This window comes from uncultured Roseibium sp., assembly GCF_947499295.1.
GTDB lineage: Bacteria > Pseudomonadota > Alphaproteobacteria > Rhizobiales > Stappiaceae > Roseibium.
In genome coordinates this window covers 153,552-166,737 of record NZ_CANMNP010000001.1, presented here as the reverse complement: position 1 = coordinate 166,737, position 13,186 = coordinate 153,552, and the positions used below count along the sequence as shown (strand labels likewise).

Sequence of the window (13,186 nt, the reverse complement as noted above, 5' to 3'; positions counted from 1 at the left end):
CAGACGTGGCATCAGCGGTTTCTCAGTGGCAGTGCCTGTGCAAGGCGCACAGCTGACGCAACACCGTCGATGACCGGTATCTGAAACTTTCTGGAGAGATCATCCGCCAGATCAGCCATGCCTGCGCATCCCAGGGCAACGGCGCCAATGCCGTCTTCCTGCAAAGCTGTTGCAATCTCATTTTCTATTTTGTGACGCGCGTTGCTTTTCGGATCCTCAAGCTCCAACACCGCTACGTCTGATGCTCGAACCTTGGCACAGCGCGCTGCAAGGCCATTCAGGATCAAATTGTGTTCCAGTACAGGCACAGAAACAGACAATGTCGTAACCACCGAAAATTTTGGCGCTGCGACCGACGCGATATGATAAGCGGCTTCGCCTATGCCAATCACCGGTACCGGTGATCTTTCCTTCAGCTCAAACAGGCCCGTATCGTCAAAGCAGGCGATGATGACCGCGTCGATGCTCGGATCGTTTTGAATGTGCTGATCAAACACTTTGAAAAGACCGGGCAGCGCCGCTGTGCCATCTTCGGGACCCTGGATGGCGGCAGGCCCGTCTTCAGGATTTACGGCCGTTATCCGGCTTGCGGCACCACCTGCCTGTCTTGCTGCTATCGCGATCTTCTCCGTCATGGAGGCTGTCGAATTTGGATTGATGACGAGAAAATGCGCGTCTGTCATATCCGCCTCAAACGAGACCCTGTCCGGCATCCGACCCATGTTTGGAGCGTCGCCGGTTCAGCGTGATGACGATTGCCAGAAACAGACCGATAATCAGAAAGGAAAATGCGGTTGTCAGGGTTCCAAGTGCGAAGATGACCGGCGTCGTGACATTCGTGGTCATGCCGTATATCTCAAGGGGCAGGGTGTTGTAGCTGCCGGACGTCAGAAGCGTGCGCGCGAATTCGTCATAGGACAAGGTGAAGCCGAAAAGGGCAACGCCGATCAGCATGGGTGCAATAATCGGCAAGACGACATATCGGATGGTCTGCCAGGCGCTCGCTCCCTGGTCGCGCGCGGCTTCTTCATAGGATTTATCGAAGCGGTTGAAGACGGCGAACATGATCAACAGGCCGAAGGGAAGAGTCCAGGTCAGCTGCGCACCAAAGCCTAACGTCGACCAGTGTACCGCAAGGCCCGATTGCGAAAATATCAGTCCGACACCAAGCGATATCAGGATCGATGGGATCACGAGTGACGTGATGATCAGGTAAAAGATCACACTTGAGCCGGGAAACCGTTTGCGGAACGCCAGACCGCCCATCACAGAAACGATGACAGTTGTGACCATCACCATCAGACCGAGCGTGAGCGAGCGGGCAAAACTCCCCCAAATGTCGCCGACAGCCTGTTGCCGGAAAAGATCCTCAAACCAATGCACCGAAACACCGCGCATCGGAAAGGTCAGCCCGCCCTGTGGCCCCTGGAAGGAGAGGATCGCTATCGTGATAGTCGGCCCATAGAGGAATACCAGAAAAAGCGCGAAGATGGTCGCAAGCACGTAAAAGGCTCGGGAGCGTTTTTCCATCTCTTCAAAGCTCCTTCCGAATGTCGACGAACCGCAAGAGAATTGCGATCACAAGTATCACCGTGACCAGCAGGATCACGGCTGTTGCTGCGGCTGAGGGATACTGAAGCAGCGCGATATCGTTCGATATCAAGCGCCCGACATTGGCTTTCTGACTGCCGGACATGAAGCGCACAGTTATGAAGTCACCCATGACAAGGGTGACCACGAAGATCGACCCGATCATGATGCCCGGTTTGGTCAGCGGGATGATCACATTGGTGAGTGTTTGAAATCCGCTTGCGCCATTGTCATAGGCTGCTTCGATCAAGGACTTGTCGATTCGCATCATCGTGTTGAAAATCGGCACCACCATGAAAAGCGTGTAAAGGTGCACGAAAGCCAGGATTACCGAGAAATCGGAAAACAACAGCCATTCAAGGGGTTCATCGATAACACCCATTGAAATCAGCGTGGAATTCGCAATGCCATTCCGGCCCAGAAACGGGATCCAGGAGATCATGCGAATAATGTTGGATGTCCAAAAAGGGATCGTGCAGAGCAGAAACAACACAATTTGCCATGTCAAAGAACGGACATGAAAGGCCAGGAAATAGGCTACCGTGAACCCCAAAACCAGTGTTATGGCCCAGGTGATCAGAGCGTATTTCACGGTGTTCAGGAAAACCTGATAGGTGACAGGCGAGGTCAGCAGAAACTCGTAATTGTCAAACAGGAAGGCCGGGTAGATTGAAAACTCGGTGGCACCCCAAAAACTGACAACCACGATCATCGCAATAGGCAGGACAAGGAAAAACAGAAGCACCAGCGCAAGCGGCAAGGACAACAGCCAGCCGGATACCGCGTCAGGCAGGCCCTTTTGCCGGCGGGTGCCCCTGGACAACTTCTTGTCGTTTTTTTCAACGGGAATGAAGAGATGCGTCTGGTCTGTCATTAAGCCCAGGTCCGATTGAGGGAGATTGCGCCGGGGCCGTGGCCCCGAGCGCATTTGCCGGTCGAAAGTCAAGCAGCGATGAATTCGTTCCACTTGCGAACCATGTACTGGTTCTCGTCCATGACAGCATTCCAGCAGGCAACCGCCCCCATACGCTCCAGGAAGGAACCGCCGTCGCGGGTTTCGCCGGCCTTTGCCAGGACATCGCCGAACGGATTGGTGATGTCGCCAGTGGCTTCCTTGCCCTCGAACCAGTAACCCCACTCGTTTTCGTCCATGTGGTTCTTGGACGTTTCCGGGACAGCGGAATAATAGCCTTGGCGCATGAGGAAGCCGCCAACCCAGCCATCAAGGTACCAGTTGATGTATTCATAGGCGGCTTCCAGCTCGAGGCCGGACAGGCTCTTCGACAATCCGATGCCACCGCCCCAGGAACGGTAGCCTTCTTTCAGCGGTTGGTAGACACACGGAATACCGCGAGATTTCACGGCTGTGATTGCAGGCGACCACATGGATTGAATGATCACTTCGCCAGACGCCATCAGGTTGACGCTCTCATCGAATGTTTTCCAGAAAGCGCGGAACTGACCGTTTTTCTTGGCTTCGGTGAAGATCGCCATGGTCTTGTCGATCTCTTCACGCGTCATGTTGCCCTTGTCACCATACTGGATTTCGCCCATGGCTTCGCAAACCATTGCAGCGTCCATTATGCCGATGGACGAGATGTCCAGGATCGACGCTTTACCCTTAAACTCCGGGTTGAGCAGTTCTGTCCAGCTACCGATTGGGCGTCCGATCAGATCGGGACGAATGCCAAGCGTATCGGCATTGTAGATCGTTGGAATGAGGGTCATCCAACCTGTTTCTTCGGTAGCAAAAGTGTTGCCGTCCGGACCATCGACAAAGCCAACCGTATGCGGCGCGGTGCCTTGTGCAATAGTCGATTCCGGTGTCAGTTTGCCACTTTTGAAGATACCGACAATCTTGTCGTAATTCTTGATCTTGGTGGTATCCATGGCCTGAAGGTTGCCGGTCGGCCACACCTTTTTACAGATCCAATATTCGATATCGGCAATATCGAAGCTGTCCGGCTGAGTAGCTGCGCGCTGTGTGACCGCGTCAGAATCGAGCGCCGTCATTTCCAGGGTGAAGCCGAGATCTTCCTTCACCTTCTGAGCAACCTCGTTGAGGTTGGAGACCCCGGTGCCGAACTGGCGCAGTGTCACGTCTTTGATGTTTTGTGCCCAGATGGTTGGAAAGCCCGTGATGGCTCCGGATCCAAGAGCTACACCGGTCGCGGCGGCACCACCTTTCAGAATGTTGCGCCGGCTAATACCTTTTTCAGTCAGTTTCTTAGTCATCAGTCCTACTCCTGTTCCCCTCTGGAGTTTTGTTCGGCTCCGACGAAAAGAGCCGTGATTGGTGGCTTTACGCCGCCAGCTCGTGAGCATCTTCCGGCTTCCAGGTCAGAAAGACGGTTGTGCCGATTTCGATTGGATCATTGAAAAATGCGTCGTCGGTCAGAGCCGCGGTCAGCTCACCGGCACCGCCTGCATCCAGAGCCAGATTTACGCTTGAACCGAGGTACTCGACATCCTTGACAATTGCGCTGAGAAGGGTGCTCTCGCTCTCTGCCGACTTGTTTACCAGCAACCTGTCAGCGCGCAGGGCAATCGGTTTGCCCTGCTGTTTCAGAACGTTGTGACCACCGATAAAGCGCGCGACAAACTCGGTCGCCGGTGTATTGAAAACGACCTGAGGCGGTCCGGCTTGTTCAATCTTGCCGCCGTTCATCACGATGATGTCGTCGGCAAGTGCCAATGCTTCATCCTGGCTGTGTGTCACATGAATGAACGAAATATTCAGTTCACGTTGAAGCCGTTTGAGTTCAAGGCGCATCCTGATGCGCAAGAATGGATCGAGCGCGGAGAGCGGTTCATCAAGCAGCAATACCGTCGGCTCGGTTATGAGGGCGCGGGCAAGTGCGACACGCTGCTGTTGCCCGCCTGATAGTTGCGAGGGCAGACGCTCCGCATAGGCGTCCATATCCACCAGCTCAAGCAATTCACGCGCCTTTTTGAGCCGCACCGGCTTGTCGACCCCTTTCATCTTCTGGGAAAAAGCAACGTTGTCGATGACGCTGAGATGCGGAAACAGCGCGTAGTTCTGAAACATCATCGCTGTGCCGCGGCGCGCCGGCGGCAAGTCGGTGATATTGCTGCCGGCCAAAAGAATGTCACCTGACGAGACACTTTCATGCCCGGCAATCATGCGCAGTGTGGAGGATTTGCCGCAGCCGGAAGGACCAAGCAGACAGGAATATGACCCAGCTACGAACTTGTGGTCGAGGGCGTCGACTGCAACCGTTTCCCCATACTGTTTGGTTGCTGCCACAAGTTCCAGATCAAGGGGTGTTGCCATGTCCGGGCTTCTCCGCGTGAATGTCGTGTTCGGACAGGAAGTCAGCAAGCGTCGTGCCAATCTCAAAGAGCGGCGGAATTCAGCCAAAAAAGAGGGGTAAGAGACAGGCACACTCACGAGTGATGAATTTGAGTGCACAACAAATTAGCAAATCGAATACATATTGCTCAAAAATTGTATACGATATTTCGTTGTGGTGAATGTGCATGAAGAGTAGGATCGGTTCATTGCTTGATCCTTCCTGCCAATCAAACAACGACAAAGATCATGACCAACGCCGCTCTCAGCGATAGCAGCCATTTGCACGAGGTGATCGCCCTGCCACCGGGGCGCGCGCTGGAAATTTGCCGCAGCCTGCATTCGGCAATCCTGGAGCACAAGTTGGTGCCGGGTTTGAAGTTGTCGGAAGACGAGGTTGGGGAGATCTATGGCGCCAGCCGTACTGTCGTAAGGGCGGCGCTTCAGGCGTTGGCCCATTCGGGTTTGGTCAGTATCGAAAAGAACCGGGGCGCCTTTGTGGCAAAACCCTCGGTCCAGGAGGCGCACGAAGTATTTCAGGCGCGTGCCCTGATCGAACCTGCGGTTGCCCGCTTGGCCGCAGACATGATCACTGATGCACAGATCAAGCGCCTTTACGCGCATCTGGAAGCAGAGCACCAAGCGCTTCATGACGGAGACATGGGAAAGGCTTTGTCACTTTCCGGCAGCTTTCATACAGAAATCGCGGATGTCGCCGATCACAGGGTTTTTGCCGGCATGGTCAGGTCCCTGATTTCACGTTCTTCGCTTGTGATTGCGCTCTACTGGAAACGATCTGACACTGCGTGTGAAAGTCACTCCCACCATGCGCTGATGGATGCTCTGGAAAAACGGGATGCGGGAGCCGCCGAAAGTATCCAGAAAAGTCACATCATCGACCTGCATTCGGGCCTGGATCTCAGGTCAAAGTCAGACCGGGGTCTATCGCTCAGTCAGGCGCTGCAAGACGACTAGCTCTTCACAGAGCCGCATTCCTGATCGAATGGACACCGAGCGCGCATCCCTGTCCATCTTTGCATCGATTGGCTAACAGGTGCTCTGGACCCAGTCCAGAACGGTCACCGGGTCACCGACGCAGTTTGCAACAGCATGAAATTCGTCAATGAGTTTAGACCTTTGCCGGTTTTTTGAAGAGCTTGAAAACAGGCAGAATGATCTTGTCTGTGACCGGGATCAGCGCCAGACCGAGCGCAAGGCCGAAAACGCCGTCTAGTGCAGCCGTAACCGCCCAGGTCACGAATCCTTGCGCAACCTGAACTGCATGGGCTGCGCCATGGCTGATATTGTGGATGATATGGTAAAGCCCTCCGACCCCGAGGACCTCGGTGCCATGCAGCACGATAGAACCTCCGACCCACAACATGGCGGCAGTGCCAACCACCATAAGTATTTTCATGAAGCCGGGCATGGCTTTGACAATGCCGAGACCAATGGCCCGGGTAAGGGCCAGGCTGCCTTCTTTGGACATGTGAAGCCCGACATCGTCAGCCTTTACGATCAGAGCGACGGAACCATAGACGAGCACTGTGATGCCGATGGCGACGACGGCAAGTGTCGCGGCTTCCATCCAGATATTGCTGTCCGGGATTTCTGACAGTGCAATCGTCATGATCTCAGCAGAAAGGATGAAATCTGTCTTGATTGCGCCTGACACCTTCTGTTCTTCCAGATGGACGGGATCAGGTACATATCCTTCCGGCTCATCTGCATCGTGGTGCTTGGGCTGGAACAGGTGATAGACCTTTTCCGCTCCCTCAAAACACAAATACGCTCCGCCAATCATCAAAAGGGGTGTGATGATCCATGGCAGGAAAGTGTTGAGCAGCAAGCCAACGGGCAGAAGAAAAATCAATTTGTTCTTCATCGATCCCTTGGCAATGCGCCAGACGATCGGGAGTTCGCGGGCCGGAGAAAACCCTGCCACATATTTCGGCGTAACCGCTGCGTCGTCAATGACCGCGCCTGCTGCCTTTGCTCCGGCCTTGGCTGCCTGGCCGACAACGTCATCAACCGATGCTGCGGCAACTTTGGCAATTCCGGCAACGTCATCCAGAAGGGCAAGCAATCCGCTCATGACAGCTCCAAATGTGCAATTAAAAAATGTTCGTACTAGATACCGTGTTTAGCAGCATTTAACCGCCAGCTTGAATTTTTTCCACAAGACCTGCGCTTCAAACAAGAAAAAGATGAAGCGCATCGTACGCACCTACTGGTCTTCGTCACATGATAGAAACTTCTGTAACGTGACCTTGGATGGTCTTTGTGTTTACGCTGGACCTCCCGTAGCACCGATGCACGAAAGTTGAGCTGATGTGTCTGAAACTGATCCGCAATATTCTCCCGGCTTTCGGCTTTCTTGCATTCATGTTCGCCCTTGGCCCGCTCGTGTGGGCCGATGAACCCATCGGGGATGCCGTCAAGGAACTCCCGCTCTTTGACGCGCACATGCATTACAAGGAACCTGCATGGGAGCGATATCCGGTTGAAAGCGTGATCGAATTGATGGACGAAAACGGTGTCGCAATGGCTCTGGTTTCTTCAACGCCTGACGAGGGCACGATCATGCTCTGGGAACATGCGCCTAACCGCATTGTGCCGGAGTTGAGGCCCTATCACGGCAGCGCCGGGTCCGGAAATTGGACCAAAATGCAAGGCATGGATACCTATCTTCAACGCCGGCTGGAACAGTACCCGCATGAAGGGATCGGCGAGTTTCACATCCATCGGCTGGATACCTCTGATGAAGCGCTCTTTCGGAAAGTCATCGAAATGGCGCGGGAGCGGGACATTTACCTGCATGTTCACTCAGGAGCCGAACCGGTGCGGTGGCTTTATTCGCTCGATCCGGATGTGAAGATTATCTGGGCACACGCGGGCCTTAGTACAGCAGCGCCCGATGTGCACAAGTTGATGTCGGACTTTCCGACATTGCTTGCAGACACATCCTTGCGTGAATGGGAAATTGCAGGTTCAGGCAGCAGTCTTGACCCTGAATGGGCGGAAATCGTTTTTGATTTTCAAGACCGTTTGATGATTGGAAGCGACACTTGGGTCAACGCCCAATGGGACAAATATTCCGACATCATGGCATCCAATCGACGCTGGCTTGCGATGCTCCCAAGGTCAGTTGCGGAAAAGATCGCCTATAAAAATGCCGAACGCATTTTCGGGCGGGAAGTGACACCCGATCTTGTCGGAACGCGTTGAGGGTTAGACTGGTCTCGCCCTGTCTTCATAGGATTTTGTTGAGCAGGGCCGCCCAGAGCAATCCTATTCGCTCAAGTGGATGAAGTGTTCCAGAAAGACGCGTCGTAAATGTCAGAATAGGTCGGCACGGTTACAAACTGCATGCCGAGGCGCTCAAAAAATGGACGCCGGTGCTTGTTGCTTGCATTTTCAACATCAATGAACCAGGCGGGCTGACGGAGACTTTCATCCATACGATGAAACCGGGCGCGTTCCAGAAAGAGCCACCTGAAGAAATTTTCGTCCTTGCCGAAGCCGAACCCAAATATGAGCAGCGGTGAATGAAATAGAATATCGAGCCAGGTGTCTGCACCGCGCCAAGTTGATGTTTGGTCTTTGGCACTGCGCCGTAATCCGTTCCCAGAATAGACCCAATGGCGCGCACGTTGAACCGCGCCCATGTAGTGTGTCAGACCGAGGCGAATGCTTCGGCGATACCGCATCATCCCGTGAGCATGCCAAATCGCGAAACTGTTTCGGGGGGTGTCGATTGCCTGGTCCGAGAAATAGGAACTCCAGGGATAGTAGTCGGTGAAACCCGCATTCGACCGAATGAATTTGGCGTCGACCGACCTGGATAGGTTTTCATCGAAATTGACGGTAATGATGGGTGCACGTTTGGCTTTCGCCCAGGCCACAATCTTTGCATGATGCGCGCTAGGTCGCCAATCCGTCATCAGGTCACAAAACGTCTTTTGCAACGACACCTTTTCTTCAAGCGGTCTGCTAAGGTCCAGGATGTCGAAAAACTCGGTGTTTGACATCTCCCTCATCTCGTCTTCAGTCAGGGAAAGTCCCTGTTGACCGGAGAGTTTCTTCAACAGGCCTTCCCAGCTTGCGTCTTGCGATCCGCCATATCGGTTTATACCGTTGCCGATCAACAAAGCCGGTTTCAAGTCGTTCACAAGTGCGTCTTCAAGCAATGGCAATGTCCGCCTCCCGTGGTTAAAGGCCTAGCGCTCAATTCAAAGACCACCGGTCTTTCGAAACCAGTTCGCTTTCAAACGTATGTCGATCAACCGATGTCTTGAAAGACAGGAAACGCAAAACTTTAGAATGTGAAGAGCAGAAGATCAGCCGACCTTTGAACCGGACAGGGAAATCCGGCCAAAACGCTGTTGAGGTTCACCGAACCAAAGACACATAAAGGCAACGAGAAATGGCCGGGAAAGCGTTTATGGCCAGACCAGCTTGTCGGTCTGCGAACCGTTCGTGCTTCCAGTCGTGACGCGGGCGCCTGCGACCTTCGCTTTTCCGGAAGCCACGAGTTCCAGTGCTTTCGGATAAATCCGGTGCTCGACTTCCAGAACACGTGCGGCAAGCGCATCAGGAGTGTCGTCATCGAGGACTGGGACGGCGCCTTGTGCAATGATTGGCCCGTCATCCATTTCTGCCGAAACATAGTGCACCGTTGCGCCGTGAAGTTTGACGCCTTCCTCCAATGCACGTTCGTGGGTTGCAAGTCCTTTGAAGGACGGTAGAAGCGCTGGATGTATGTTGATCATGCGGTTCGACCAGGCATTGACCAGAAAGGGAGTGAGGATCCGCATGAAGCCTGCCAGAGCGACGAGCTCAATCTTGTGATCCTTCAAAACCGCATCGATGTCTCTTTCAAAGGCTTCCCGGTCTCCTGAAAAGTCCTTGTGATCGACTACCGCTGTCGCAATACCTAGTTCGCTTGCGTGCTGCAGCCCTTTGGCTTCGGGGCGATTGGACAAGACCAGTGCGATTTCCGCCGGATAGTCCGGCGCCATTGCCGCCGAAATCAAGGCGCTCATGTTGCTGCCACGACCGGAAATCAAAACGGCTGTCTTTTTGCGGGTCATGCAGAAAAGCCCAGGCTGCCTTCGAATTCGACCGGTGCGCTGCCTGCCGCTTCTATGCCGCCGATCCGCACAACCTGTTCACCTTCGCTCTGCAGAACGCGCGTAATCTCGTCCGCTTCGTTTTCGGCCACAACAACAACCATGCCTATCCCGCAATTGAACGTGCGCAGCATTTCCTTTTCGGCCACACCACCGGTGTCGGCCAACCATTTGAAAACGGCAGGGGCGTTGATGGCTGAAAGATCGATGCGCGCCGAAGAATTGTCAGGCAGTACGCGCGGAAGGTTCTCTGGCAATCCACCACCTGTAATATGAGCCAGAGCCTTTATGCCAGTCGTGGCTTTTAAGGCTGACAGCAGCGGTTTGACGTAGATCTTTGTGGGTTCCATCAGCGTTTCGCCAAGGGTATTGCCTGCAGCAAATGGGGCAGCGTCTGACCAGGTAAGACCAGCGAGTTCGATGATTTTTCGCACCATGCTGAACCCGTTGGAGTGGACACCGGAGGAGGTCAATCCAAGAAGAACATCTCCTGTGGCAACATCCTTGCGTGGGAGGATCGCGCCTCGTTCAACTGCTCCGACCGAAAAACCCGCAAGGTCATAGTCGCCTTCGACATACATGCCGGGCATTTCCGCCGTCTCACCGCCGATCAAAGCGGCACCGGCCAGCTTGCAGCCGTCCGCGATGCCGGCAACGACATCACTTGCCGTTTCAACATCAAGTGCACCTGTTGCGAAATAGTCGAGAAAGAAAAGCGGTTCGGCACCCTGCACAACAAGATCGTTGACGCACATGGCAACCAGGTCGATGCCGACTGTGCGATGTTGCCCGGTTTCAATGGCGATCTTGAGTTTCGTGCCGACACCGTCATTGGCCGCAACCAGGATCGGATCTGTAAATCCAGCGCCTTTCAGGTCAAACAGGCCGCCGAAGCCACCAATGTCGCTGTCCGCGCCTGGTCGGGAAGTCGCTTTGACCAAGGGCTTGATGCGGTTCACCAGTTCGTTTCCGGCGTCGATATCGACCCCGGCATCGGCATAGGTCAGACCGTTGGACCCAGAGGATTGGCTCATAAGGCGCTCCAAGACATTTCAGGCAGGTGGCTATGCCAACGCGGCTTACCCTCTGGCGCTGCGGAACACAAGAGGTGAGGGGGCATTGCTCCACGCTTTGCCCCAATGCTTGGGTTCGATTACGCGAACGGAGCGTCTGGTCTCGCCACTGGACTTGACCGTTGCCGGCGTATAATCCCATCTGAGTTGGCTTTGATCCGTTTCTAGTGTGCCGTTTGAGGAGCGCCATTCATGACCCTTCGCCGTCAGGTTCAGTTCTGGTTGATATCCCTCGCTGTATTCTGCCTGTTTCTCTATGTCTTTTCAGGTGTGTTGCTGCCGTTCGTGGCAGGAATGGCGGTAGCCTACTTGCTGGATCCGGTGTGCGACCGGCTTGAGAAGCTGGGCATGGCCAGGATGTGGGCCACCTTGACGATCTTGTTCGCGTTCGTCTTCCTTCTGGTGCTTTTCTTCATTTTGATCTTGCCCTTGCTCGGCAATCAGCTCGCACTTTTTCTGGAACGGTTTCCTGATCTTGTGCGCAAATTGCAGACATTGCTGTCGGAGTATTTTCCAGCTGATTTGGCAACCGTGGCCGGAATCAATCCGGAAGATTTGCAGTCTTCCATGTCGGATCTCATCGGGCAGGGCGCGAGTTTTGTCGGCAAATTGGCACAATCCCTGTGGAGCGGTGGTCAGGCTTTGCTGTCGATCCTTTCGCTTTTTGTCATCACGCCTGTGGTCGCGTTTTATCTTCTTCTCGACTGGGACCGAATGGTGGAGCGCATTGATGGGTGGATACCGCGAGATCATCTGGATGAAATCCGCGGTCTTGCGGCAGAAATGGATGGCGCGGTTGCCGGGTTCGTCAGGGGTCAGGTGTCGGTCTGCCTTATCCTCGGCGCTTTTTATGCGATCGCTCTTGCCGTTGTCGGCCTGAACTTCGGCCTCTTGATTGGCATGGCCGCAGGTCTCGTGAGCTTCATCCCTTTTGTCGGGGCGGGCCTGGGTCTTGTGCTTTCCATCGGTGTTGCGCTGGTTCAGTTCTGGCCGGACTGGCCATGGATCATCGCAGTTGCCGCAATCTTCGGGGTCGGACAGTTTCTGGAAGGCAATATCTTGCAACCGAAGTTGGTGGGCGACAGCACTGGATTGCATCCTGTCACGCTGATGTTTGCGCTTTTTGCCTTTGGATATCTCTTTGGATTTGTGGGGATGCTGGTTGCAGTTCCTGCAGCAGCAATGATCGGTGTGCTTGCGCGCTTCGGATTGAAGCAGTATCTCGCTAGCCCGGTGTACAAGGGCATCGGCCGGGCAACGCCGGTTGGTGACGACAAGGTATCAGAGTAACCGAACATGGCGGAACCTCCGCGCCAGCTGCCGCTGGACCTGCCGCATGAAGCAGCCTTGAGCCGCGACGACTATCTGGTCGGCGGCTCAAACAGAGCTGCGTTCGAGCTTTTGGAGCGCTGGCCCGACTGGCCATCGCCTGTTGTCGTTTTGGCTGGCCCGGTCGGTGCTGGCAAAACCCACCTGGTCAATGCCTTTCGGGATGAGACGGGCGCTGCTGTCATTCAGGCGCTTGATCTGAAGGAAGACGATGTGGAATGGCTTGCGTCCGCGCCTGCAGCGGTCGTTGAAGATGCACATCTGGGTGTCGACAACACCGCACTTTTTCATCTTCTCAATGCAGCCAGACAGGCGGAGAACTCTGTTCTGATCACCAGTCGGACATGGCCAGCGAGCTGGAAAATCGGGTTGCCTGATCTCCTTTCCCGTCTGCGTGCTGCAACACCCGTTGAAATTCAGGAACCTGATGATGACTTGCTTCGCAGGGTCCTCGTGAAATTGTTTGCCGACCGTCAGATCGCGGTGGAAATCAGCGTGATCGACTATCTGGTTGTCCGAATGGAGCGGTCGCTTGAAGTGGCCTTGCGCGCTGTTGAGGCTATTGATCGGGAAGCGTTGGCGGGACGGGTGAAGATCACCAAGCCGCTCGCGGGCAGGGTTTTGGAAAATGTGCATAAAGGCCATTAATCTGCGGGCAGCACAAAGAACTGTCATTTGCGAGCGGAGCAGTCCATGTTAGTCACGGCTACGAGAGGCAAGCACCCCGTGTTGGATGTGGGTGTCGCAAT

General features: G+C 54.5%; 13 protein-coding genes. 4 read left to right on the top strand and 9 right to left on the bottom strand.

Annotated features, from left to right (window positions below):
* Nucleotides 1-11: 11 nt before the first annotated feature.
* The 5 genes from Q0835_RS00765 to Q0835_RS00745 all read right to left on the bottom strand — a co-directional run bounded on the left by Q0835_RS00765 (nt 12) and on the right by Q0835_RS00745 (nt 4,885).
* Nucleotides 12-683, bottom strand: a complete 672-nt coding sequence (locus Q0835_RS00765; RefSeq protein WP_298814364.1) for an aspartate/glutamate racemase family protein — start codon at nt 681-683, stop codon at nt 12-14.
* 7 nt (nt 684-690) lie between these two features.
* Nucleotides 691-1,530 carry an ABC transporter permease gene (locus tag Q0835_RS00760; protein ID WP_298957827.1) on the bottom strand — a complete coding sequence of 280 codons (840 nt, stop codon included), beginning with the start codon at nt 1,528-1,530 and terminating at the stop codon, nt 691-693.
* Between the two features lie 4 nt (nt 1,531-1,534).
* Nucleotides 1,535-2,464 (bottom strand): ABC transporter permease, encoded by a 930-nt coding sequence (locus Q0835_RS00755; protein ID WP_298957825.1) that lies wholly within the window; start codon nt 2,462-2,464, stop codon nt 1,535-1,537.
* Between the two features lie 68 nt (nt 2,465-2,532).
* Nucleotides 2,533-3,825: a substrate-binding domain-containing protein gene (locus tag Q0835_RS00750; protein ID WP_298814356.1), complete on the bottom strand. Its 1,293-nt coding sequence runs from the start codon at nt 3,823-3,825 to the stop codon at nt 2,533-2,535.
* A 67-nt stretch (nt 3,826-3,892) separates the two neighbouring features.
* Nucleotides 3,893-4,885: an ABC transporter ATP-binding protein gene (locus Q0835_RS00745; protein WP_298957823.1), complete on the bottom strand. Its 993-nt coding sequence runs from the start codon at nt 4,883-4,885 to the stop codon at nt 3,893-3,895.
* Between the two features lie 267 nt (nt 4,886-5,152).
* On the opposite strand from Q0835_RS00745, the gene Q0835_RS00740 reads away from it, so the two are divergent.
* Nucleotides 5,153-5,878, top strand: a complete 726-nt coding sequence (locus Q0835_RS00740; RefSeq protein WP_298957821.1) for a GntR family transcriptional regulator — start codon at nt 5,153-5,155, stop codon at nt 5,876-5,878.
* 154 nt (nt 5,879-6,032) lie between these two features.
* Here the strand turns inward: Q0835_RS00740 and Q0835_RS00735 are convergent, their stop codons facing one another.
* A complete protein-coding gene (locus Q0835_RS00735; protein WP_298957819.1) occupies nt 6,033-6,998 on the bottom strand; it encodes a DUF808 domain-containing protein in 966 nt (321 codons plus the stop codon).
* A gap of 236 nt (nt 6,999-7,234) precedes the next feature.
* On the opposite strand from Q0835_RS00735, the gene Q0835_RS00730 reads away from it, so the two are divergent.
* Nucleotides 7,235-8,131 (top strand): amidohydrolase family protein, encoded by an 897-nt coding sequence (locus Q0835_RS00730; protein ID WP_298957817.1) that lies wholly within the window; start codon nt 7,235-7,237, stop codon nt 8,129-8,131.
* Nucleotides 8,132-8,202: 71 nt separating this feature from the next.
* Here the strand turns inward: Q0835_RS00730 and Q0835_RS00725 are convergent, their stop codons facing one another.
* From Q0835_RS00725 to purM, 3 genes are all read right to left on the bottom strand, one after another.
* Nucleotides 8,203-9,099 carry an SIR2 family protein gene (locus Q0835_RS00725; RefSeq protein ID WP_298957815.1) on the bottom strand — a complete coding sequence of 299 codons (897 nt, stop codon included), beginning with the start codon at nt 9,097-9,099 and terminating at the stop codon, nt 8,203-8,205.
* Nucleotides 9,100-9,345: 246 nt separating this feature from the next.
* On the bottom strand, nt 9,346-9,996 hold the full coding sequence (purN, locus tag Q0835_RS00720) for a phosphoribosylglycinamide formyltransferase (RefSeq protein ID WP_298957813.1): 651 nt from the start codon (nt 9,994-9,996) through the stop codon (nt 9,346-9,348).
* Nucleotides 9,993-11,069, bottom strand: coding sequence for a phosphoribosylformylglycinamidine cyclo-ligase (gene purM / locus Q0835_RS00715; RefSeq protein WP_298957812.1), 1,077 nt, complete (start codon nt 11,067-11,069; stop codon nt 9,993-9,995). Before purM ends, purN begins: the two co-directional genes overlap by 4 nt.
* A 231-nt stretch (nt 11,070-11,300) precedes the next feature.
* On the opposite strand from purM, the gene Q0835_RS00710 reads away from it, so the two are divergent.
* Both Q0835_RS00710 and Q0835_RS00705 read left to right on the top strand, forming a co-directional pair.
* On the top strand, nt 11,301-12,398 hold the full coding sequence (locus Q0835_RS00710; protein WP_298814332.1) for an AI-2E family transporter: 1,098 nt from the start codon (nt 11,301-11,303) through the stop codon (nt 12,396-12,398).
* Nucleotides 12,399-12,404: 6 nt separating this feature from the next.
* Complete coding sequence (locus Q0835_RS00705; RefSeq protein WP_298814330.1) at nt 12,405-13,085, top strand: DnaA/Hda family protein; 681 nt, start codon at nt 12,405-12,407, stop codon at nt 13,083-13,085.
* Nucleotides 13,086-13,186 lie beyond the last annotated feature (101 nt).